Raw genomic sequence first — 22,817 nt, 5'->3', positions numbered from 1 at the left:
GGGTCCCAGTTGACCGCGGAGGCCATAGAGGCAAGCCCCCGACAGGGTGCCGGCCCGGGCGGTGACGGTCCGTTGCGGATCGCTCTCCTCACGTACAAGGGGAATCCCTTCTGTGGCGGCCAGGGCGTCTACGTCCGCCACCTCTCCCGCGAGCTCGCCCGCCTCGGCCACAGCGTGGAGGTCATCGGCTCCCAGCCGTACCCCACCCTGGACGAGGGCGTCCCGCTCACCGAGATCGCCAGCCTCGACCTCTACCGCCAGCCCGACCCCTTCCGCACGCCGAAGCGCGAGGAGTACCGGGACTGGATCGACGCCCTGGAGGTCGGCACCATGTGGACCGGCGGCTTCCCCGAGCCGCTGACCTTCTCGCTCCGCGCCCGGCGCATGCTCGCCGCCCGCCGCGGCGCCTTCGACGTCGTCCACGACAACCAGACCCTCGGGTACGGACTCCTCGGCGGCCCCCGCGCGCTCGGCGCCCCGCTGGTCACCACGATCCACCACCCCATCACCGTCGACCGGCAGCTCGAACTCGACGCCGCCGCCGACTGGAAGCGCCGCGCCTCCGTCCGCCGCTGGTACGCCTTCACCCGCATGCAGAAGCGGGTCGCCCGCCGGCTGCCCTCCGTGCTGACCGTCTCCGGCACCTCGCGCCAGGAGATCGTCGAGCACCTCGGCGTCCGCGAGGACCGCATCAAGGTCGTGCACATCGGCGCCGACACCGACCTGTGGTCCCCGGACCCGTCCGTCGCCGAGGTCCGCGGCCGCATCGTCACCACCTCCAGCGCCGACGTCCCCCTCAAGGGCCTGGTGTACCTCATCGAGGCGCTCGCCAAGCTCCGCACCGAGCAGCCCGACGCGCACCTGGTCGTCGTCGGCAGGCGCGCCGAGGACGGGCCGGTCGCCCAGGCCATCGAGCGCTACGGCCTCGACGGCGCCGTCCGCTTCGTCAAGGGCATCAGCGACGCCGAGCTCGTCGACCTCTACCGCTCCGCCCAGGTCGCCTGCGTCCCCTCCCTCTACGAGGGCTTCTCGCTGCCCGCCGCCGAGGGCATGGCCACCGGCACCCCGCTCGTCGCCACCACCGGCGGAGCCATCCCCGAGGTCGCCGGACCCGACGGCGAGACCTGCCTCGCCGTGCCGACGGGCGACGCGGGCGCGCTGGCCGCGGCGCTCGGCCGGGTGCTCGGCGACGAGGACCTGCGGGTACGGCTGGGTGCCGCGGGGCGCGCCAGGGTGCTTGACCGGTTCACCTGGGCGCGCGCCGCCCAGGGCACCGCCGAGCTCTACCGCGAGGCGATCGCCGCCGCACCCCGCACCCGCGCCGCGGCCACCCGCTCCTGAACGACCGCGCCCCCCACGCCCCCGTAGCAGCCCCTGAAAGGCAGACGCCGTGCTGACCGTCGACTTCACCCGCTTCCCGCTCGCCCCCGGCGACCGCGTGCTCGACCTGGGCTGCGGCGGGGGCCGGCACGCCTTCGAGTGCTACCGGCGCGGCGCCCAGGTCGTCGCCCTCGACCAGAACGGCGAGGAGATCCGCGAGGTCGCCAAGTGGTTCGCCGCCATGAAGGAGGCCGGCGAGGCCCCGGCCGGGGCGTCCGCCACCGCCATGGAGGGCGACGCGCTCAACCTGCCCTTCCCCGACGAGTCCTTCGACGTCGTGATCATCTCCGAGGTCATGGAGCACATCCCGGACGACAAGGGCGTGCTCGCCGAGATGGTCCGGGTCCTCAAGCCCGGCGGGCGGATCGCGATCACCGTCCCGCGCTACGGCCCCGAGAAGGTCTGCTGGGCGCTCTCCGACGAGTACCACGAGGTCGAGGGCGGCCACATCCGCATCTACAAGGCGGACGAGCTCCTCGCCAAGATCCGCCAGGCCGGCCTCAAGCCGTACGGCACCCACCACGCCCACGCGCTGCACGCCCCGTACTGGTGGCTCAAGTGCGCCTTCGGAGTCGACAACGACAAGGCCCTGCCGGTCCGCGCGTACCACAAGCTCCTGGTCTGGGACATCATGAAGAAGCCCGCCGTGACCCGGGTCGCCGAGCAGCTGCTCAACCCGGTCGTCGGCAAGAGCTTCGTGGCCTACGCGACCAAGCCCCACCTCCCCGCGGACGCGGTCAAGTGACCTCTCCCGAGCGGATCGCGGAGCACCTGGTGCTCCCCGGTGTCCTCAGCGCCGAGCAGGCCGCCGCGACCGTCGCCGGCATCCTCGCCGTACAGCGCGAGGACGGCGCCATACCGTGGTTCCGCGGGCACCACCTGGACCCGTGGGACCACACCGAGGCGGCCATGGCCCTGGACACCGCCGGCGAGCACGAGGCCGCGCGGCGGGCGTACGAGTGGCTGGCCCGGCACCAGAACGCCGACGGCTCCTGGTACGCCGCCTACCGGGACGGCGACCCGGACGACGTCACCGACCGCGGCCGCGAGTCCAACTTCGTCGCGTACATCGCCGTCGGCGTCTGGCACCACTACCTGACGACCGGCGACGACGCCTTCCTCGACCGCATGTGGCCGGCGGTCTACGCGGCCGTCGAGTTCGTCCTCGGGCTCCAGCAGCCGGGCGGGCAGATCGGCTGGAAGCGCGAGGCCGACGGCACACCGGTCGACGACGCGCTGCTCACCGGCAGTTCGTCGATCCACCAGGCGCTGCGCTGCGCCCTCGCCATCGCCGAGGAACGCGAAGAGCCGCAGCCGGACTGGGAGTTGGCGGCCGGTGCGCTCGGCCACGCCATCCGCAGTCATCCGGAGCGCTTCCTCGACAAGTCCCGCTACTCGATGGACTGGTACTACCCGGTGCTCGGCGGCGCGGTCACCGGCGCGGCGGCGAAGGCCCGTATCGACGAGCACTGGGACGCCTTCGTGGTGCCCGGCCTCGGCGTGCGCTGCGTGCTGCCCAACCCCTGGGTGACCGGCGGCGAGAGCTGCGAACTCGCCCTCACCCTCTGGGCGATGGGGGAGTCCGACCGGGCCCTGGACATCCTCACCTCCATCGGGCACCTGCGGGCGGAGAACGGCAACTACTGGACGGGTTACGTCTTCGAGGGCAACCGGGCGGTCTGGCCGGAGGAGCAGACGACGTGGACCGCCGGTTCGCTGCTGCTCGCGGTGGCGGCGCTCGGCGGCGAGGAGGCGACGGTCGCGGTCTTCGGCGGCGAGCGGCTGCCGCGGGGCCTGGAGCCCGACTGCTGCGCGTGATCGCTTGTGTCATGCACGTAAGAGTGTCTGACCATCGACCTCTCGAACCTCCCCGCCCGGAACCGTCCCGGGCCGGTGATCCACTGTCCGAGCGGAGTCCTGGCCGGGGCCAGAGGCACCGCCGTCCCAGGGACGCGGAGGGACGTCCCACGCCTCTGACCTGCGGAGATGTGGAGGGAGACGGGGAGGAAGGGACGCCTGTGGCCAGGGGCGGTGGCCGTTGACCGAGGCGAGGGCGGAGGGGCGGACCCGTACGGGTCACCCCGCTGGCAGCCCGCCCGGCACCGGGCGAGGCTGGCGCCACAGCAACCAGGCCCTTCCCTGGGCCCAGGGAGGACTCACCGTGCCAAGCCTCATACGCGCGCGCCGCGCCGTCGTCGCGCTGTTCCTGTCCGGTGCGCTGCTCACGACCACCGCGGCCTGCGGCGGCGACAGCGCGCAGAGCCTGACGACGAGCGCCGACTCCACCGCGACGGCGGCCGCGGCGGCCCCGTCGGCCTCGGCGAGCTTCGAGCAGCAGAAGCTGGCCAAGACCCGCTTCGTGGCGAACGCGGGGCTCGCGGCCGGCGCCACCTACCAGTGGATCGTCAAGCCGTACCGCGCGGGCAAGTTCAAGAAGGGCGCCGACGGCCGTACCTTCGCCCTCGTCAAGGCCGGTCTCGCGGGCGCCTTCACGTACAACCGCCTCAAGGCCGCCGTGAACAACGCCAAGGGCGACCCGCTGCTCTCCAAGGCGGTGGCGCCGCTCAGCGCCGGCATCGAGTCGCTGAAGAACCTCGGCACGAAGCTCCGCAGGGGCGAGGTGACCGACGCGGACGTCGGCTCCTTCGAGAGCGTCATCAACGGCGTGAAGGACGCGGGGAAGAGTGCCGGCGCCGAGGTCGTCGACAAGGTCCCCAGCGCCTCCCAGCTCAGCGGAGGATGAGACCTTCCGGCCGACCCGCTAGCCGTTCAGCTCCGCGAGGGTACGGAGCGTCTCCGGGTCCGGTGCCGTGACCAGCAGGTCCGTCACCGGGCCCGTCCGCCATTCCGCGAGGCGCTCCGCGATCCGCTCCCGCGGCCCGACGAGCGAGATCTCGTCGGCGAAGGCGTCCGGCACGGCGAGCACCGCCTCCTCCCGCCGCCCCGCCGCGAACAGCCCCTGGATGTGCCGCGCCTCCGCCTCGTACCCCATGCGCGCCATCAGGTCGGCATGGAAGTTCCGGGCCGTGTGCCCCATGCCGCCGATGTAGAAGCCGAGCATCGCCTTCACCGGCAGCAGCCCGGCGGCGACGTCCTCGCACACCTGGGCGCGCACCATCGGCGCGACGGTGAAGTCCTCGGGAAGGGCGTCCGGCAGCGCGTACACCTCGGCCCAGCGGGTGGGCGACCAGTAGAGCGGCAGCCAGCCGTCGGCGATCCGCAGCGTCTGGGCGATGTTCTTGGGACCCTCCGCGCCGAGCAGCACCGGCAGATCCGCCCGCAGGGGGTGGGTGATCGGTTTGAGCGGCTTGCCGAGCCCGGTGCCGTCCGCGCCGGTGTACGGATGCGGGTGGTAGCGCCCGTCGAGCGCGACGGGCCCCTCCCGGCGCAGCACCTGTCTGACCACGTCCACGTACTCGCGGGTCGCGGTGAGCGGCGAGCGCGGGAAGGGCCGCCCGTACCAGCCCTCGACGACCTGCGGTCCGGACAGCCCGAGCCCGAGGATCATCCGCCCGCCCGACAGATGGTCCAGGGTGAGCGCGTGCATCGCGGTGGCGGTCGGGGTGCGCGCCGCCATCTGCGCGACGGCGGTGCCGAGCCGGACGCGCGAGGTGTGGGCGGCGATCCAGGTGAGCGCGGTGAAGGCGTCGGAGCCCCAGGCCTCGGCGGTCCACACGGAGTCGTAGCCCAGCTCCTCGGCCTCGCGGGCGAGGGCGAGGTGGACGGGGGAGGGGCCGCGCCCCCAGTAGCCGAGAGCGAGTCCGAGCCGCATGCCGCCACCTTTCTGACGATCCGTCAGCTGGGCTGGGTCGGTGCGCACTGTACGCCGACGGCCCCCGGTCCGGAAGAGATCCGGGCCGGGGGCCGTCGGGCGGGCGATGCGGAGAGGTGCCCGCCTCAGCCGCGCTGGATGCCGGTGGTGTCCTGCAGGACACCGCGGCGGCCGTCCTGCGTCTGCGCGATCAGCGCCTGACCGCGCTGCTCGACCGCCAGGTACCAGGCGCCGGGCGCCAGTTCGGCGATCGGCGCGGCCGAGCCGTCCTCCGCGTACAGCGGACGGGCCGCCGGGACGGCGAACCAGAACGGAGCGAAGTCCCCGGCCGGAGCCTGGGCGGCGGCCTGCGCCTGCTGCGGGGCGGCGTCCTGCGGACCCGGGGCCGGCTGCGGCTGCGCGCCGTACGGCTGGCCGCCGCCGAGCGACGGGTCGGGCTGCGCGCCGTACGGGGCGGCCTGCTGGGCGCCCGGGTAGCCGTAGCCACCGGGGACGCCCGGCTGACCCGGCTGGCCGGGCTGCATGCCGTACGGCTGCGGGGTCTGCGGCCTCGGCGCACCGAGCAGCGGGGCCTGCAGGGCCGGGACCAGCGGACCCGCGATCGCGCCGGCGGCACCGGCGAGCGAGGCGATCAGGCCGAGCACCAGGCCGGCGCCGACGTTCGTCGACTCGAAGACCCACATCAGGATGGTCCAGGCGGAGGCCACGCTGAAGGCCGCGCCGACCTGGCCGAGCTCCAGGCCGGCCACCTTGCGCGGCTGCGGCAGCGCGCGCGAGAGCACCACGAGCGCCGCGCCGGCGATGCCGAGCAGGAAGGAGCCCCAGCCGAGCGGCGAGAGCTCCCACGAGAACGCCGAGTCGAAGGAGTCGCAGTAGTTGCCCGGCGCGTCACAGCCGGAGATGCCGAGGAACGAGGCGATGAACAGCACCACCGCTGCGCCGATCAGCACGCCATCGCCTCGGGTGAGGGAGCGGATATTCACGTAAGAAGTCCTTCGTCGGGTCGTCTCGTCGGGGTGGCGCGAAGCACGGGGGGCGCCCCATCGTACGGAGCGAATCTATCGTTCGTCCGATCGCTCCTCGGTCCTACCCCTGGAGGTAGGCCGCGATGCCGTCCGCGATCCCCCGCGCCGCCTTCTGGCGCCACGCTGCGTCGGTCAGCAGCGCGGCGTCCTTCGGATCACGCATATTGCCGCATTCGAGGAAGACCTTGGGAACGGTCGAGAGATTGAGCCCCCCGAGATCGTCACGGACGTCCAACCCGGTGCCGGATCCGATGTAGTTGGCGGGTCGTGAACCGGTGGCGCGGGCGAATTCCGTGACGAGCTTCTCGCCGAGGGTACGGGACGGACCCACGATCTTCGCGGTGTCGGCGCCCCCGCCGCTCACCCGGGCGGGCAGGATCACATGGAAGCCGCGGTTGCCGGTGGCGGAGCCGTCGGCGTGCACGGAGACCACGGCGTCGGCCTTCGCGGCGTTGCCGAACCGCGCGCGCTCGTCGATGCAGGGCCCGTACGGACGCTCGGCGTCGTGCACCAGGAGCACCTTCGCGCCCTGCTTCTTGAGGAGATCGCGAAGACGGTGTGAAACATCGAGGGTGAAGGCGGCCTCGGTGTAGCCCGCGTTCGTGGAGGTGCCGGTGGTGTCGCACTCCTTGCGGATGGTCCCGATATTCACCTTCTTGTTGATTTCCGACGTATACCGGAAATTTCCAGGATTGTGCCCCGGGTCGATGACCACCGTCCGCCCGGCGAGCGGCAGGGCGGCGGAGGAGGGGGAGGGGGAGGCCGGGATGGGCGCCGTGCTCGGTGTGGCGGTCGGGGCGGCCTTGGCGTCTTCGGCGCGGGTGGCCTGCGGCGCAGGCGCGGCGGACCCGCCGCACCCGGTCAGGGTCAGGGCCAGCGGCAGGGCGAGCGGCAGGACGAGCGCGAGGAGCTTCCGGTGGTCGTTCGGCACCCCGCGACTGTAGGCGTTCCGGAGCCGGAATGCCCGCAGCGGAACCGAACGGCGGCCACGTGTGTGAGAGGTGGGTGAAGGGTAGGTGGGGGAGATGGCCGCGCCGCCCCGGGACCCCGATGCGGCACAAGGGTGATCGCCGCGCGACCATGAGACGAACCGTCAGACGACCACGAGGGGGGACCTGTGGCGGGGGAAGACCACGACCACCAGGGCACCGCCGGGAGACATCCGTCACCCTGGGAGTACACCGGCCCGGGAGCGTCCGCTCAGGGCCCGGGGCAGGTGCCGGACCCGAGACGGGCGCCCGACGCCGGGGAGCCGCGGGATGCCGCTGAGCCGCGGGATGCCGCAGAGCCTCAGGACGCCCGGCCGTCGGTGCCGGACCCCAGGGTCGCGCCGGAGGCGGGGCAGGCGCCCCAGCAGCCCCGGGCGCCGCTTCCTCCGCCGCCCGCGCACCCGCCGGTGTACGGCACCCCGCAGCCGACCATGCAGCTCGGCGCGATGCCCGGTCCGGGGGCCGGATTCGCCCCGCCCGGGTTCGCGCCCGTGGAGCCGCCTCCGCCGCCCCCGCCGCCGCAGCCCTGGCCGGCCGCCGTGGCCGCCGCGCTGCTCAACCTGTCCGGCCTCGGCCTCGGGTATGTCGTCCTGCGGCAGTGGATCGGCGCGGTCGTCTGCTGGGCGGCGGCCGTCGCGCTGATCGTCACGGCCCTGCCGGCCGACCCCGACGGCATCCCGGCCGGCGCCCTCGTCGCGTACGGAGCCTTCGTCGTCCTCGCCGCCCTGGACGCCCTCCGCCGCGCCCGCCACACGCCGCTCGCGCCCTGGGCCTCGGCTCGCCAGGGCCTCGTCCTGCCGCTGGCGCTCGTGCTGTTCGCGGTACCGGTGGGCGGCGGCTTCGCGTACGGCGCGGCCCGCGACGAGGCGCGGGAGCAGCGGCTCCTCGAACAGCTCGCCGCCGCCGACAAGCTGGTGAAGGACTCCGAGGGCCAGAGCTTCACCAGCGTCGAGGCCACGTACCGCTCCGTCCTCGCCACGTACCAGCGGATCGGTACGGAGCACGCCGGCTCGCGCGCCGGAAAGCTCGTCCCGGACCGCCTCCAGGCGTACTACACGTCGGTCTCCGCCCCGTACGAGAAGAAGGACCACTGCCGCGCCGTCCCCGCCCTCCAGCATCTGCGGGCGCTGCCCGGGAGCGTCGACAAGGCGCTGCTCGGCGGCCTCGTCGGCCGCGCCGACGAGCCGCTGGCGGAGTCCTGGTTCGAGTGCGGCACACGGACCATCGGCACGGCCGGCCAGGAGCGGTCGTCCGCCGACCACCTCAACGCCCTGCTGAGCACCTTCCCGCAGTCGCCGTTCGCGGCGAAGGTCCAGCCGACCCTGCGCGAGGTGCTGCGGGCCCGTGACCGGTCGATGGGCGTCTCGCCCTGCGGAACGGCCGAGGAGCTGCGCCGTGTCGACACCACGGTCGGCATGCTGCCGTCGGCGGCCTTCGCCTCCCTCGGGAAGGACGTGGACCGGTCGATCCAGCGCGGCGACTTCGCGTGCGGTGTCGACCAGTTCAAGAAGAAGGAGTTCACGGAGGCGCTCGCGACGATGAACGAGTACGTCAAGGCGTACCCGTCGAGCCCGCAGACCCCGCAGGCCCGCAATATCGCCATCGCAGCCGAGATCGCCGAGGAGACCCCGGCCGCCGGCAACAAGGTCCCGTCGGCCGCCACCGCCGACGGCTCCGGCATGACGATGGTGATCAGCAACGACGGCCCGGGCGAGGTCGAACTCCTCTACACCGGCCCCGTCACCGGCCGCATCACCCTCCCGGCCTGCGGCGGCTGCAAGGCGTACCCGGGCATCATCGTCCCCAAGAGCGGCATCAAGCCCTGCTCCGGGCCGTCGTCCAAGTACCCGAAGCGGACCCTGACGCTGCCCCCGGGTAACTACCAGATGCTCCAGAAGCGGGACGGCACGCGCAGCTCGGCCGAGGTGACGAAGGGCAGCACGACGAAGATCGAGTCGGGCTACAGCTACACGAACTGCCTGTACGTGACGTCGCTGTACTAGCCGCGTATCAGCCGCTGCATCAGCCGCTGCATCAGCCGCCGCATCAGCCGCTGTATGTGTCGCTGTATGTGGTGCTGTATGAGCGGCAGAGACGCGGGAAGGGCCCGGACGCCTGTCGTCCGGGCCCTTCGTCGTGCGGGTCAGCGGCGGCGCAGCACCCGGAGCGAGTCCGTGACCGAGATCTCCTCGAAGTCGCCGGACTCCAGGGCGCGCAGATAGATGCGGTACGGGGCCTGGCCGCCGTCCTCCGGGTTCGGGAAGACGTCGTGGATCACCAGCACGCCGCCGGGCGCGACCTTGGGCGCCCAGCCCTCGTAGTCGCCCGTGGCGTGCTCGTCCGTGTGCCCGCCGTCGATGAACACGAAGCCGAGCTGCCCGCCCCACACCGCCGCGACCTGCGGCGAACGCCCGACGACCGCGATCACGTGCTCCTCGAGCCCGGCCTTCCGCAGGGTGCGCCGGAAGGTCGGCAGCGTGTCCATCACGCCCACCTCCGGGTCCACCACGCTCGGGTCGTGGTACTCCCACCCCGGCTGCTGCTCCTCACTGCCCCGGTGGTGGTCGACGGTGACGGCGACGGTCCCGGCCGCCCGCGCCACGTCCGCGAGGAGGATCGTCGAACGCCCGCAGTACGTGCCGACCTCCAGGAGCGGCAGCCCGAGCTTCGCCGCCTCGGCGGCCGCCGCGTACAGGGCGAGCCCTTCCTTCACCGGCATGAAGCCCTTCGCGGCCTCGAAGGCGGCGAGGATCTCGGGGGTCGGCTCGGACATGCTGGCTCCTACTGACGAGTACGGACGTACGGGCGCCCATGGTGCCCCATGCCCGTGCCCCACGTCCCACCCGGAGCTCACCCGGAGCCCAGCCGGAGCCCAGCCGGAGGCCCACCCGGAGCCGACCTGGACTCCGCGAGGTCGTAGCATCGGGGCGTTTGCTGTGACGTGAACGCTTCGCAGGGGGGAACGGCGTGGACGACAACAGGCGGAAACGGCGGCGAGGAGTGCTCGCCGCCGTGATCGCGGGCGCGATGATCGCATCGGGCGTGGGGATCGGGCTGTGGGCCACGGACACCGGGCCGTTCCGGGCGGCCGACTACTGCTGGGGCGCCTGGCAGGAGAACAGCGGACCGGACTTCCTGAGCGGGGAGGCGCTCGGCGACTCCGGTGAGCGCTCGGCCACCGACTCCGCGCCCCCCGCCGCCGGCCGGCCGCGGGCCACCTGCACCGTGGAGCTGACCTCTTCGCCTGAGGACGGCAGGGTCATCCTGGAGTACGGTGCTGTGCCCGCCGGAGCCGAGGAACGCCGCCGGTGGATCGCCGAGAACCTCAACGGCTCCCTGTCCCCGCTGCCCGACGGCCTCCCGGGCCTTGTCGCGGCCGACCGGGGCGTGCTCGTCCTGCCCGCCGAGTGTGACGCGGACGGCAGGCCGGTGACGCTGACGGTCCGCAGCAGCGGTTTCTCCATGGCGCCCCGGTCGGGGGTCGGCCGGCTGCTCGTCGACGCGGCCGACGCGCTGATGGAGAAGGCGGGTTGCGCGCCGGAGCGGCCGCTGCGCCTCACCTCCCCGCTGGTGAAGGTCTCCGAGGAGGACCTCTCCGCGGGCACGCCGCTGTGCCGGATCCCCGGCGTGACCTTCGCCTACGGCAGGGACGCCCACTACCAGGAGCAGGTGGGCGTGGTCGGGGACCGGCTCCAGACCTGCTCGGCGTGGTTCGGCTCGCGCGGGGGCTCCGGGCAGCTTGTCGCCCAGTTCGTGATGGCGGGCGAACCGCGCCTGGTCGCGCTGTTCACGGGGCTTCCCGAGGGCGACGACAAGGGGCTGGTGCGCGCCAGGTGCGACGGGCGGGAGACGGTCTTCTACGGAGACATCCGTCCCGGCCTGCAGGGACACGGACAGCCGGACGACCGGCGGGTGTTCGGGAACTTCGTCACGTCCGTGAGCAAGCGCATCGGATGCGCGACCGAGGGAGGGACACGATGACCGAGGACAGCACGAAGACGGACGTCGATGCGAAGACGGACGACGGCACGAAGACGGACGACGGCACGAAGACGGACGACGGCACGAAGACGGACGTCGATGCGAAGACGGACGACAGCAGGAAGACCGCCGACGACGCGAAGACGGGCGTCGGCGACACGAGCGCGACGCCCGCCGTCCCCTCCTCCCGCCTGCGGCGCCTGCTGCGGAGCCGTACCGCCCGCACCGCGGCCGTCGCCGCCGTCGTGGGCGCGCTGCTCGGCGCCGGGACCGTCGCCTGGCGCACCGAGACGCTGCCCCTGGTGAGCGGCCACGCCCCCTGCTGGGACTCCTTCGACGAGGAGACGATGAAGGGGCTGTTCGGCGACCGTGAGGCCAAGGTCGAGGAGCAGGTCCTGGAGAACGACGGCCGCCCCTGGGGGCTGTCGTTCGGCGAGTGCCGGATCACCACCTACGAGGGCGATCGGATCAGGCGCCGGCTGAACGTCGACGTCCATGTCCTCGACGGCCTCTACGGCACCGACGCGCACCGGTGGCCCCAGGAGTTCCTGACGTCGAGGATGGTCCCGCTCGGGGACGGCCTGCCCGGCATGACCTCCGCCGAACGGGCCTGGCTGGCCCTGCCGGAGAGCTGCACGGGCCGGGTCGGCGACAACCGGGCGGCGACCGTGGTCGACCTGTCGATCGGGTCGGGGCTGGACATCCAGTGGGAGTACCAGGCCGAGGACCGGACCGATCTGACCCGCGCGCTGGTCGCCGCGGCCAACGGCGTCATGCGCGACTTCGGCTGCTCCGGCACCTACCGCACCCCCGACCGGCTCCCCGCCCTCCCCGAGCGGGGCCCCGTCTCGCCCACCGCCTTCTGCGGGATCGAGGGGCTGCGGCTTCCGGCCGGTTCCCGCGAGTCGCTCACGTGGTCGAGGTCGAGCGGCGACGGCGGCCCGGCGCGCGTGTGCGAGGCGGGCTACAAGAGCCTCGGGCCCTCGGTGCGGCTGACGACGGTGGTGGACCGCGGACTGACCGAGCTGTTCGGGAAGGACGTGCTGAACGGCGGGACGAAGGTCAAGGGCACCAAGGGCTACGGGTCGGTGAACGCGGCCCGGGCGGTGTACCAGGCGGAGTGCCAGACCGGGCGAGTGCTGTTCATGGTCGAGCAGGAGCATTCCTACGACGACGATGACCCGACCCGGCCCACGCGCGAGCTGCTGCCCGCGTACGTCGCGGCCGAGGCCGAGCGCATCGGCTGCGGGCCGGAGAAGGTGACGGAGAAGGCGACGGAGAAGGCGACAGACAAGGCGACAGACAAGGCGCCGGACGCCCGGTGAGCGACCTCCGCGGCGGCGGGGCGGAGGGCGGCCGTCCCTAAGCGGGCGCGCGGGCCGGCGCCCCCGCGCCGCCGATCCCGTCCAGGAGGCGCAGCTCGTCCTCGTCGAGCCGCAGCGCGCCCGCCGCCACGTTGTCCACGAGGTGGTCCGGGTCGCCCGTGCCCGGGATGGCGAGGACGTGGGGGCCCTGGTGGAGGATCCAGGCGAGCCGGATCTGCGCCGGTGAGGCCCCGCGGGCGCGGGCGACGGTGAGGATCGCGTCGTGCTCGGTGCGGGCGGCGGCGCCGGACTCGCGGCCCTGACCGGCGACGGAGAAGAACGGCACGAACGCGATGCCGTGTGCCGCGCACGCGTCGAGCACCGCCCGCCCGTCGGCCGGGGCGTCGACGCCGAAGGGGTTCTGCACGCAGACCACGGGCGCGATCGCCCGGGCCTGGTCGAGGTGTTCGAGGCGCGCGTTGGAGATGCCGAGCTGCCGGACGAGGCCCGCCTCCCGGAGCTCCGCGAGGGCGCCGAAGTGCTCGCTGACGTCCGGCTGGCTCATCACCCGCAGATTCACCAGGTCGAGGTGGTCGCGGCCGAGCTGCCGCAGGTTCTCCTCGACCTGGCCCCGCAGCCGGTCGGGCCGGGCCGAGGTGGCCCAGTCGCCCGAGGCGTCCCGGGCCGGGCCCACCTTGGTGGCGATGACGAGGTCGTCGGCGTACGGCGCGAGGGCCGAGTTGATCAGCTCGTTGGCGGAGCGCAGCCGGGAGAAGTAGAAGGCGGCGGTGTCGATGTGGTTCACGCCGAGTTCGAGCGCGCGCCGCAGCACGGCGAGAGCCTGGCCGCGGTCGCTCGGCACGCCTTCGTGGAAGGCGGCGCTGCCGGTCAGGCGCATCGCGCCGAAGCCCATCCGGTGGACGGTGAGGTCGCCGAGCGACCAGCTGCCGGCGTCGGCCGCGGAGACCGTGCTCGTGCGCGAGGACGTCATCGGTTCCTGAACTCCGTTCGCGAGGGTGGGCCCGAGAATCCGGCGGGCGTCGGATCCTACGGGAGGGCGCCATGAGCGCCCCGTCGAGCCCGACTTCGTATCCGGCCTCCTGTATCAGGCCTCCTGCATCCGACCTCCTTCCTGACCTTCCGTCAGATTGAAACGTGTTCTAGTCTGCGCGCCATGGGCATCGCCATCACGCACGAACAGCGGGAACTGGCCCGATCCGTCCGCGGCTGGCTCACCCGCGCCGTACCGCCGGAGCAGGTCCGCAAGCACCTCGACCTCCCCGGCCTCGCCACCGCACGCCCCGCCCACTGGGACGGCGCCGCCGCGCAGGGACTGCTCGGGGTGCACCTGCCCGAGGAGTACGGCGGCGGGGGCGGCGACCTCGTGGACCTGGCCGTGGTCCTGGAGGAGGCCGCGCGGGCCGTGCTGCCCGGGCCGTACCTCCCCGCGGTCCTCGCCGCCGAACTCCTCCACCGCGCCGGCCGCGGCGAGGAGGCCGCGGCCGTCGCCGCCGGCGAACGGATCGCCGCCGTCGCACTCGGCACCGGGACCCTCACCGCCGCGCCCGCGCCCACCGCCGACGGCCTCGTCCTCGACGGCCTCGCCCCGCCCGTCCTCGGCGCCGCCTGCGCCGACCTGCTGATCCTGCCCGCGCGGGCCGTGCACGGCACCGTGTGGCTCGCCGTCGACGCCGCCACCCTCGCCGTACGGCCCCAGGCCTCCGCCGACCCCACCCGGCCGACCGCCGAGGTGCGCGCCGACGGCGTCCTCGTGCCCGGTGGCCGCGTCCTCGGCCTCACCTCCGCCGCCGTCCGCGACCTCGCCGCCGTCCTCTTCGCCGCCGACGCCTGCGGCACCGCCGCCCGCGCCCTCGACACCGCCGCCGAACACGCCCGCACCCGCGTCCAGTTCGGGCACCCCATCGGCCGCTTCCAGGGCGTCAAACACCTCTGCGCCGACATGCTCGTCCGCCTCGAACAGGCCCGCGCCCTCACCTGGGACGCCGCCCGCGCCGCCCGCGAGGAGCCCGGCGGGCGCCCGACCGGGGCGCCCGACGCCGTACGGTCCCTGACCGCCGCCCTCGCCGCCTCGACCGCGCTCGACGCCGCGTACACCGCGGCCAAGGACTGCCACCAGATCCTCGGCGGCATCGGCTTCACCTGGGAGCACGACGCCCATCTGCTCCTGCGCCGCGCCCTCGTCGCCCGCCAGCTCCTCGGCGGGGGCGACAGCCATCGGCTCGCCGCCGCGGGCCACGCCGCCGCCGGCACACGACGCGAGCTGCGCCTCGAACTCCCGGCCGAAGCCGAGGAGTTCCGCAGAGCCGCCCGCGAAGCCCTCGCGCCCGCCGCCGGCCTCGACCCGCACGCCGCCCGCAAGGCCCTCGCCGCCACGGGCTACACCGCGCCGCACCTCCCGGAGCCGTACGGCCTCGGCGCGGGCCCGGTCCAACAGCTCGCCGTACAAAGGGAGATGGAGGCGTCCGGCATCCGGCTCAGCCCGCTGTCCATCGCCACCTGGGTGGTCCCCTCCCTCCTCGCGTACGGCACCCCGCAGCAGAAGGAACGGCATCTGCTGCCCACCCTGCGCGGCGAACAGCAGTGGTGCCAGCTCTTCTCCGAACCCGAGGCCGGCTCCGACCTGGCCTCCCTCCGCACCCGCGCCGAGCGGCGGGACGACGGCACCTGGCGGATCAACGGGCAGAAGGTGTGGACGAGTTCGGCCCAGAACGCCGACTTCGGCATCCTCCTCGCCCGCACCGACCCCGACGCACCCAGGCATCGCGGACTCGGCTACTTCGTCGTCGACATGAGGAACACCCCCGGCATCGACGTGCGCCCGCTGAAGGAGATCACCGGGGAGTCCCTCTTCAACGAGGTCTGGTTCGACGACGCCGTGCTCCCCGCCGACGCCGTCGTCGGCGAGGTGAACGACGGCTGGCGGGTCGCCCGCGACACCCTCGGCAACGAGCGCGTCCACATGGCCGACCAGGTCGCCTTCGACACCGGCCTGGAGGCGCTGATCACCGTCGGCGGCACCGAGACCGTCGACTCCTCCGTACGCGTCCGGGTCGGCGCCCTCGTCGCCGAGGCGCACGCCCTCGCCTGCATCGGCCTGCGCACCACCCTGCGCCAGGTGTCCGGGCTCGAACCCGGCCCCGGCCCCGGCGCCAGCGTCCGCAAGCTCGTCCAGACCCTTCACCAGCAGAAGGTCGCCGAACTGACCCTCGAACTCCTCGGCCCGGCGGGCGCGGTGGCCGAGGGCGCGGGCGAACGGGCCGTGCACGGACTGCTGATGTCCCGCTGCCTCACCATCGCGGGCGGCACCACGCAAGTGCAGCTCAACGTCGTCGCCGAGCGCCTGCTCGGCCTGCCGAGAGACTGATCCGAGAGACTGAGGGGGCCCGGACATGGGCAAGGCGTACATCGTCGGCGTCGGCATGACGAAGTTCGAGAAGCCGGAGACCCGCGACTGGCAGTACTGGGACATGGCGAAGGAGGCCGGCACCGCCGCCCTGGCCGACGCCGGCATCCCGTACGGCCTCGTCGAGCAGGTGCCGGTCGGCTACTGCTTCCAGGCCTCGACGGCCGGACAGCGCGCCGCCTACGAGCTGGGGCTCACCGGCGTGCCCGTCTACAACGTCAACAACAACTGCGCCACCGCCTCGACCGCGCTGATGATGGCCCGGCAGTTCGTGGCGGGCGGGCTCGCGGACTGCGTTCTCGCGCTCGGCTTCGAGAAGATGGCGCGGGGCGCCCTCGGCGGAGGCTCGGACGGCGGGGCCTTCAAGACCTCGCCGGTGGCCCGGCACTACGGGATCATGGCCGCCGGGCACGGTTTCGAGACGACCCCGCCCACCGCCCAGATCTTCGGCAACGCGGCCCGCGAGCACATGGAGCGGTACGGCACGACCGAGGTGCAGCTCGCGGCCGTCGCCGCCAAGAACCACCAGCACTCCTCCCGTAACCCCAACGCGCAGTTCCAGGACGTCTACACGGTCGACGAGATCCTCGCCGCCAAGACCGTCCACCGGCCGCTCACCAGGCTCCAGTGCTCGCCCACCTCCGACGGCTCGGCCGCCGCCGTGGTCGTCTCCGAGCGCTTCGTCGAGGCGCACGGGCTGCGCGACCGGGCCGTCGAGATCGCCGGCCAGGCGATGACGACGGACACCGAGGAGTCCTTCGCCTCCGGCTCCTGCATCGACGTCGTCGGCCGCCCCATGTCCCGGGCGGCGGCCCGGCAGGTGTACGAGGCGTCCGGGCTCGGCATCGAGGACGTGGACGTGATCGAGCTGCACGACTGCTTCTCGGTCAACGAACTCCTCACGTACGAGGCGCTCGGCATGTGCGAGGAGGGCGCCTCCGGCAAGCTCGTCGAGTCCGGCGCCACGACCTACGGCGGCCGCTGGGTGGTCAACCCCTCCGGCGGCCTCATCTCCAAGGGCCACCCGCTCGGCGCCACCGGCCTCGCGCAGGCCGCCGAACTGGTCTGGCAACTGCGCGGCGAGGCGGGCCCGCGCCAGGTGCCCGGCGCACGGGTCGGGCTCGCGCACAACATCGGCCTTGGCGGGGCGGCGGTGGTGACGATGCTGCGGACAGCCCGCCGCTGATCCGCGGGTACGGGCGGGGCAGGGCCGGTAGACCGCGGGTACGGGGCGGAGGCCGGGTGCGACCATGACACGCATGCCACGAACCGACACAGCGTCCCAGACCTCCGCCCCTCCCATACCCACCCCGCCGCCCCGCCTCTGGCTCGTCGTCCTCGTCGCCTGCGCCGGCGCATTCCTCGTCGTGCTCGACGTGTCCGTGGTGAACGTGGCGCTGCCGTCGATGCGGGAGGCGCTGGGCATGACGGCGCCCGGACTGCAGTGGGTCGTCAACGTGTACTCGATCGCGTTCGCCGGCTTCATGCTCCTCGGCGGGCGGGCGGCGGATCTCTTCGGCCGCAAGAGGATGTTCGTCGTCGGGCTCTCCCTCTTCACCCTGGCCTCGGTCGCCGGCGGCCTCGCACAGGAGGGCTGGCACCTGCTCGCGGCCCGCGCGGTGCAGGGTCTCGGCGCGGCGGCCCTGGCCCCGGCGACGCTCACCCTGGTCACCGCCGCCGTCCCGGCCGGGCCCGCCCGCACCCGCGCGGTCGGCACCTGGACGGCGGTCGGCGCGGCCGGCGGAGCCGCGGGCGGCTTCGTCGGCGGCGTGCTCGTCGACCTGCTGTCCTGGCGCTGGGTGCTGCTCATCAACGTGCCCATCGGCGCGCTCGTCCTCGCCGGCGCCTTCTGGTGGCTGAGCGAGAGCCGCGTCGAGGGCGGCCGGCGCCTCGACCTGCCGGGCGCCGTCCTGGTCACGGCGGGCCTGGCCACCCTCGCGTACGGCATCGTGCAGACCGAGGAGGCGGGCTGGACCTCCGCCGGGACCGTGCTGCCGCTGCTCGCCGGCGCGCTGCTGCTCGCGGCGTTCGTGCTCGTGGAGTCCCGGGCGGCGCAGCCGCTGATGCCGCTGCGGATCTTCCGTACGAGGGCGGTGTCGGCGGCCAACGTGACCATGCTGCTGTGCGGTTCGACGTCCTTCGGCATGTGGTTCTTCATGACGCTCTACGCCCAGAACGTCCTGGGGTACGAGCCCCTGGAGGCGGGTCTCGCGCTGGTCCCCAGCTCGGCCAGCGTCATCATCGGCTCCAAACTGGCCCCGCGCCTGCTGCCCCGCCTCGGCGCCCGCCCGGTCGCCGTCCTCGGCGTGCTCGTCGCGGCCTGCGGCTTCGTCTGGCAGTCCACGATGACCGCCGACGGCTCCTATCTGACGGAGATCCTGCTGCCCGGCGTCCTGATGATGTCCGGCATCGGCCTCGGCTCCACCCCGCTCGCCGTCCTCGCCACCACCCGCGTCCCCACCGCCGACGCCGGCCTCGCCTCCGGCCTCATCAACACCTCCCGCACCATGGGCGGCGCCCTCGGCCTCGCCACCCTCTCCACGGTCGCCGCCACCGTCACCTCCGGCGCCACCACCCCCGAGGCCCTGACCGCCGGTTACGCGGCGGCCTTCCGCGTCGCGGCATGCGTGCTGGTGGCGACGGCGGCGGTGATGGCGGTGTGGCTGCCGGGTGAGCGGGAGAAGCGAGGCGGCGGAGCGGAGGAAGGGTGAGTCGACATATCGATGAAGCATGTGACCCGCGCCACACTTGAATGGTGGATGGCAGCCATCGCTCTGTGCACATTAATTGGAATCTCATATTCCGGTAAGGCGTCACTGGCGCTCACTCGCCAGCAGGTGATGTCGGACCATGCCCTCGTCGCGGTCGACCGACGGCAAATCCCGTCACCCTGTGTGGCGGAAAACCATTCCAGGGCGGGCACCGATCCGGCGTCGGCGTATCGGCCTATGGCCGCATTTGCCCGGGCGGACTCCCAACTTTCAGACATGACATATCCCTTTGACGTGACAGGAAGGCATGCCGTTGGGTGACCCACCGACTGTGAACTTTGCGCAATGCAGGGGTGGGGATTGTGAAGAGACAGGGGGTGCTTCGGCGTGCCCGAAGCACTGTGATCGCTCTATCGGTCATGACCGTGGGCCTGGTGGTTCCGGTTCCGGCGGCGCAGGCGGCCGTGCCGGCGGCGGATTCGCCCGTGCTCGACGAGGCGCACCAGGCGCTCGACGAGGCCAGGAAGACCGGAAAGCGCGTCGAGGTCGAGGCCGAGCGGGGGGAGCGGACCTCGGTGTTCGCGAATCCCGACGGTTTCTCCTTCATGCTGGAGCAGCACACGGTGCCGGTGCGTGTCGCCAAGCCCGGTGGCGGGTGGCAGGCCCCGGACGCCACGCTGGAGCGCCGTGCGGACGGGACGGTCGGGCCGAAGGCGGCCTCGGCGGAGATGTCCTTCTCGGGCGGGTCCGACAAGGACCCGCTGGTCAGGATCTCCGACAAGGGGCGCTCGCTCGAACTGGACTGGAAGGGCCGCCTTCCGGCGCCCGAGCTCGACGGGGCGAACGCGGTCTACCGCAATGTGCTGCCGGACGTCGACCTCAAGGTGACCGCCACGGTCGAGAGCTTCCAGCAGGTCCTCGTCGTCAAGACGCCCAAGGCCGCAGCGAATCCGGCGCTCAAGAAGCTCACCTTCGGCCTGAGGACGGACGGCCTGGCCGTCCGCAAGGGCGCCGCGGGCAACCTCGCCGCCGTCGACGGCAACGGCAACACGGTGTTCCGTTCCCCGCCGGCCCAGATGTGGGACTCCGCCGGCAAGGACTCCACGGAGCCGAGCGCCGCCTCCGGCACCGCCCCGCAGATGCTCCGCGCCGCCCCCAGCACCGACAAGGCCAAGCCGACCCCCGCCGACCCGTCCGAGCAGGCGGCCTCCGGCACCGGTCTGGAGCCCGGCCAGGGCGACAACATCTCCCGCATGGGCGTCAGCGTCACCAAGGACAGCCTGTCGGTCGTCCCGGACACGCGCATGCTGACCGGTACCGCCTCGGACGCCTACCCGCTCTTCATCGACCCCACCGTCACCTGGGGCGAGTCCGAGCGCACGCTGCTGCGCTCCGACGGCTACGAGTCGTACGGCTGGGGCAACGGCGACGGCACGGGCCAGGGCGCGGGCAAGTGCGGCTCGTGGAACGGCTACTACTGCGGCCCGGGCTACGTCCAGAAGCTGTACTACGAGTTCGCGCCGGACAGCCTCAAGGGCAAGAAGATCCTGGACGCGACCTTCCGGGTGACCGAGCCCTGGGCCTTCCAGTGCGACCCGCGCTGGGTTGATCTCGTCCGCACGAACAACATCTCCTCGTCGACGACCTGGTCGAGCCGGCCCGCCGAGCTCGACTGGCTGGTCGACCGGTATGTCTCCGCAGGACGTGGTTCTCTCTGCGATCCGAACTCCCCGGACGCACCGATCGAGTTCAACGACAACCCGGAGGAGACCAACGAGAACCTCACCCCGACCGTCCGCGACTTCGCGGCGGGCAAGTTCTCGCGACTGACCCTCGAGATCCGCGCCCACGACGAGGCGGACACGTCGGCCTGGAAGCGGTTCAAGGACGACGCCGTGCTGGCCGTGAACTACGTCGCGCTTCCGGCCACGCCCACCGGTGTCGGTATCGTCACCGGATCCGCGTCGGTCTGCAGCACCAACGCGGCGGCTCCGACGATCACCTCCGACCCGACCCCCACCCTGACCTCCACGCCGCAGACCGCGGCGGGCGGCGAGGCCGGTGCCCGGCTGCACGCCTGGTTCCGGGTCGAGACGCAGACCAACGGCACCTGGTCGGGCTCGGGCATCAGCAGCCCCACCGGGACCAACTTCATCGGCGACAACGTCAAGGCCACGACCTCCTGGGGGACGAGCCTCGCCGAGGGGTCGCTGCACCGTTACGCCTCCCTGACCCAGGCGTTCTACGACAACGGCACGTACTCGCAGTCGTCCGGTTACGGCAACTGGTGCTACTTCAAGGTCGACCCGACGGCGCCCAAGCAGCCGACGATCACGTTCAAGGGCCCCTACACGGAGTGCCTGCCCAACAGCTGCGTGGAGGCCGGTGCCCCCGGCGTGACCGGCAGCTTCGGTTTCGGCCCCGCGACCGGTGACACCAACAAGTCGTACGAGTTCCGGCTCAACGGCGCCGCCGGCTGGAGCACCGCCGTCGGGGCGACCGCGACGGGCAATGTGACCCCGCCCAACAAGGGAACGTACGCACTCGAGGTACGTGCGATCGACACCCTCGGACGTCCGGGCGCATCCCGGACCGTCGAGTTCAAGGTGTCGAGTGGTGAGGCCGAGGTCGGCCGCTGGCACTTCGACGAGGATTCCGGCGCGGCGCTCGACAGTGCTCCCAACGGCGGTGCGTCCGACGCCACCTTCAGCGGCTCCGTGAACCGGGACAACCGCGGCCGTCTGGGTCTGATCACCCACGACAAGGACGGTCTGCCGCTGGAGACACCGCGGACGGACAAGAGCCTCATCGCCGCCGGCACGGACGGCTACGTGTCCACCGCGGGGCCGGTCGTCCAGACGGGTTCCTCGTACACCGTTTCCGCCTGGGTCCGCCTCGATGACGGCAACGCCAACTACACGGCGCTCTCGCAGGACCCGCGCATGACGTCGGACGGCTGGTACAGCGCCTTCTACCTGGGTTACCGGTCGGCCTCGAAGACGTGGGAGCTGCGTACGTCGCCCAAGGACGCCACGGACGGGGACATCAGCAACCAGATCGTGACGGCGAAGAAGCCCGCGACCATCGGAGTGTGGACCCACCTGGCCGCCGTCTACGACAACACCGCCAAGCAGATCAAGCTGTACGTCAACGGCGAGCTCCAGGGCGCGGACGCCGTCGCCCCCTCGTGGACGTCCACCGGCAAGTTCCAGGCCGGCCGCGCCTGGTGGCGAGGCATCTACTGCGACTACTGGAAGGGCTCCATCGACGAGGCCGCCGCATGGCAGCGGGCCCTGGTGGACTCGGAGATCGCCGACGAGGCCCGCGCGACGCTGCCCGGCGGCTTCCAGGCCGCCGAACTGGTCGCCGACTGGTCCCCCTCAGGGGTGTCGGGCACCACGGTGCCGGACGCGGCGTCGGGGTACGGCCGGGCGCTGACCCTGGCGGACGGCGCGACCCTCACGACCGACGGAATCAAGCTCGACGGCACGAACGACGCCGCGACCGCCGCAGGGCCGCTGGTCGACGACCAGGGATCCTTCACGGTGTCGACCGAGGTCGCCGTCGACGGTGCCGCGATGCTCGACAAGACCGACGGGTACGTCGGCCAGGTGGTCGGACAGCGCACGGCGGACGGCTCCGCCTGGGGCCTGTGGTTCAAGAAGACCGGCAAGAGGTCCCTTCCGAACCCGGACGACCCCGAGGCCCCGGGAGTGGAGGTCCCCGTCGGCTTCTGGCAGTTCGGACGCATCAACGCCGACGGCACGTTCGACTTCGTGGCGTCGACCACCGAGGCGGTGCTCGACACCTCCGTCCGGCTGACCGGCGTCTTCGACGCCCAGGACAAGAAGATCGTGCTGCGCGTCGGCACCTCGGTCGAGGGCGACAAGGAGTTCACCGGCGCCCTCGGCACCGGCGAGTTCGCGGTCGGCAAGGGCATGACCGGCGGCGCCTGGAAGCACTACCTGCCGGCGACCGTCTCGGAGGTACGTGTCTGGGTGGGCGCCATGAACAACGAGAACCAGATCGAGGCGCAGATCGGCTCCTGACCGAGCGCCCATGAACCGAGTCGGGTGGCATCGCGAGAGCGGTGCCACCCGACCGCTCTCCGGGGCCCTGCGCCTCCGCCGGGCCCCACAGCCATCACCGTCCACGCATTCTCAGAGGGTGGGGAAGAGTATCTGTGATATTCGCAAGAGGTAGTTCGGGCAGGCGGTCGGGCAGTGCCCGC

At 72.7% G+C, this 22,817-nt stretch carries 16 protein-coding genes; 11 read left to right on the top strand and 5 right to left on the bottom strand.

Going from position 1 to position 22,817, the window contains the following annotated elements; all coding sequences use genetic code 11:
• The first annotated feature begins 9 nt into the window (after positions 1-9).
• From AB0M18_RS13285 to AB0M18_RS13270, 4 genes are all read left to right on the top strand, one after another.
• Positions 10-1,341: a glycosyltransferase family 4 protein gene (locus AB0M18_RS13285; protein ID WP_365757147.1), complete on the top strand. Its 1,332-nt coding sequence runs from the start codon at positions 10-12 to the stop codon at positions 1,339-1,341.
• A 49-nt stretch (positions 1,342-1,390) separates the two neighbouring features.
• Positions 1,391-2,125, top strand: coding sequence for a class I SAM-dependent methyltransferase (locus AB0M18_RS13280; RefSeq protein ID WP_365757145.1), 735 nt, complete (start codon positions 1,391-1,393; stop codon positions 2,123-2,125).
• Positions 2,122-3,198 (top strand): prenyltransferase, encoded by a 1,077-nt coding sequence (locus tag AB0M18_RS13275; RefSeq protein WP_365757143.1) that lies wholly within the window; start codon positions 2,122-2,124, stop codon positions 3,196-3,198. Before AB0M18_RS13280 ends, AB0M18_RS13275 begins: the two co-directional genes overlap by 4 nt.
• Before the next feature lie 343 nt (positions 3,199-3,541).
• Positions 3,542-4,123: a hypothetical protein gene (locus AB0M18_RS13270; RefSeq protein WP_365757141.1), complete on the top strand. Its 582-nt coding sequence runs from the start codon at positions 3,542-3,544 to the stop codon at positions 4,121-4,123.
• An 18-nt stretch (positions 4,124-4,141) separates the two neighbouring features.
• Here the strand turns inward: AB0M18_RS13270 and AB0M18_RS13265 are convergent, their stop codons facing one another.
• The 3 genes from AB0M18_RS13265 to AB0M18_RS13255 form a co-directional block, all read right to left on the bottom strand.
• Positions 4,142-5,152, bottom strand: coding sequence for an LLM class F420-dependent oxidoreductase (locus AB0M18_RS13265; protein WP_365757139.1), 1,011 nt, complete (start codon positions 5,150-5,152; stop codon positions 4,142-4,144).
• Positions 5,153-5,277: 125 nt separating this feature from the next.
• Positions 5,278-6,135, bottom strand: a complete 858-nt coding sequence (locus AB0M18_RS13260) for a hypothetical protein (protein WP_365757137.1) — start codon at positions 6,133-6,135, stop codon at positions 5,278-5,280.
• A gap of 103 nt (positions 6,136-6,238) precedes the next feature.
• The gene (locus AB0M18_RS13255; RefSeq protein ID WP_365757135.1) at positions 6,239-7,108 is read right to left on the bottom strand and encodes an N-acetylmuramoyl-L-alanine amidase; all 870 of its coding nucleotides are present in this window, start codon (positions 7,106-7,108) and stop codon (positions 6,239-6,241) included.
• 378 nt (positions 7,109-7,486) lie between these two features.
• Between AB0M18_RS13255 and AB0M18_RS13250 the strand changes: the two genes are divergently transcribed.
• On the top strand, positions 7,487-9,169 hold the full coding sequence (locus AB0M18_RS13250; protein ID WP_365757133.1) for a hypothetical protein: 1,683 nt from the start codon (positions 7,487-7,489) through the stop codon (positions 9,167-9,169).
• A gap of 140 nt (positions 9,170-9,309) precedes the next feature.
• On the opposite strand, the gene AB0M18_RS13245 is transcribed toward AB0M18_RS13250, so the two are convergent.
• Positions 9,310-9,939, bottom strand: a complete 630-nt coding sequence (locus AB0M18_RS13245; RefSeq protein ID WP_365757131.1) for a class I SAM-dependent methyltransferase — start codon at positions 9,937-9,939, stop codon at positions 9,310-9,312.
• A 194-nt stretch (positions 9,940-10,133) separates the two neighbouring features.
• On the opposite strand from AB0M18_RS13245, the gene AB0M18_RS13240 reads away from it, so the two are divergent.
• Positions 10,134-11,147, top strand: coding sequence for a hypothetical protein (locus tag AB0M18_RS13240; protein WP_365757129.1), 1,014 nt, complete (start codon positions 10,134-10,136; stop codon positions 11,145-11,147).
• A complete protein-coding gene (locus tag AB0M18_RS13235) occupies positions 11,144-12,472 on the top strand; it encodes a hypothetical protein (RefSeq protein ID WP_365757127.1) in 1,329 nt (442 codons plus the stop codon). Before AB0M18_RS13240 ends, AB0M18_RS13235 begins: the two co-directional genes overlap by 4 nt.
• 37 nt (positions 12,473-12,509) lie before the next feature.
• Here the strand turns inward: AB0M18_RS13235 and AB0M18_RS13230 are convergent, their stop codons facing one another.
• A complete protein-coding gene (locus AB0M18_RS13230) occupies positions 12,510-13,442 on the bottom strand; it encodes an aldo/keto reductase (protein WP_365757125.1) in 933 nt (310 codons plus the stop codon).
• A gap of 183 nt (positions 13,443-13,625) precedes the next feature.
• Here AB0M18_RS13230 and AB0M18_RS13225 point away from each other — a divergent pair, with 183 nt between their 5' ends.
• The 4 genes from AB0M18_RS13225 (at position 13,626) to AB0M18_RS13210 (ending at position 22,635) form a co-directional block, all read left to right on the top strand.
• Entirely contained in the window at positions 13,626-15,836 is a 2,211-nt protein-coding gene (locus tag AB0M18_RS13225) for an acyl-CoA dehydrogenase (protein ID WP_365757123.1), read from the top strand.
• A gap of 25 nt (positions 15,837-15,861) precedes the next feature.
• Positions 15,862-17,061, top strand: coding sequence for a lipid-transfer protein (locus tag AB0M18_RS13220; RefSeq protein ID WP_365757121.1), 1,200 nt, complete (start codon positions 15,862-15,864; stop codon positions 17,059-17,061).
• A gap of 64 nt (positions 17,062-17,125) precedes the next feature.
• Positions 17,126-18,586, top strand: a complete 1,461-nt coding sequence (locus tag AB0M18_RS13215; RefSeq protein ID WP_365757119.1) for an MFS transporter — start codon at positions 17,126-17,128, stop codon at positions 18,584-18,586.
• Positions 18,587-19,005: 419 nt separating this feature from the next.
• The gene (locus AB0M18_RS13210; RefSeq protein ID WP_365757117.1) at positions 19,006-22,635 is read left to right on the top strand and encodes a LamG domain-containing protein; all 3,630 of its coding nucleotides are present in this window, start codon (positions 19,006-19,008) and stop codon (positions 22,633-22,635) included.
• Positions 22,636-22,817: the final 182 nt, after the last annotated feature.

Source organism: Streptomyces sp. NPDC051909 (assembly GCF_040681095.1).
Taxonomy (GTDB): Bacteria; Actinomycetota; Actinomycetes; order Streptomycetales; family Streptomycetaceae; genus Streptomyces.
Note: the sequence above shows the minus strand (reverse complement) of the source record. Positions and strands in the feature narration are given on the sequence as shown.

Excerpts from the sequence above, each read along its gene's own strand:
- AB0M18_RS13265 (WP_365757139.1), bottom strand. The coding sequence starts at position 5,152 with ATGCGGCTCGGACTCGCTCTCGGCTACTGGGGGCGCGGCCCCTCCCCC.
- AB0M18_RS13245 (WP_365757131.1), bottom strand. The coding sequence starts at position 9,939 with ATGTCCGAGCCGACCCCCGAGATCCTCGCCGCCTTCGAGGCCGCGAAG.
- AB0M18_RS13235 (WP_365757127.1), top strand. The coding sequence starts at position 11,144 with ATGACCGAGGACAGCACGAAGACGGACGTCGATGCGAAGACGGACGAC.
- AB0M18_RS13230 (WP_365757125.1), bottom strand. The coding sequence starts at position 13,442 with ATGACGTCCTCGCGCACGAGCACGGTCTCCGCGGCCGACGCCGGCAGC.
- AB0M18_RS13225 (WP_365757123.1), top strand. The coding sequence starts at position 13,626 with ATGGGCATCGCCATCACGCACGAACAGCGGGAACTGGCCCGATCCGTC.
- AB0M18_RS13220 (WP_365757121.1), top strand. The coding sequence starts at position 15,862 with ATGGGCAAGGCGTACATCGTCGGCGTCGGCATGACGAAGTTCGAGAAG.
- AB0M18_RS13215 (WP_365757119.1), top strand. The coding sequence starts at position 17,126 with ATGACACGCATGCCACGAACCGACACAGCGTCCCAGACCTCCGCCCCT.
- AB0M18_RS13210 (WP_365757117.1), top strand. The coding sequence starts at position 19,006 with ATGACCGTGGGCCTGGTGGTTCCGGTTCCGGCGGCGCAGGCGGCCGTG.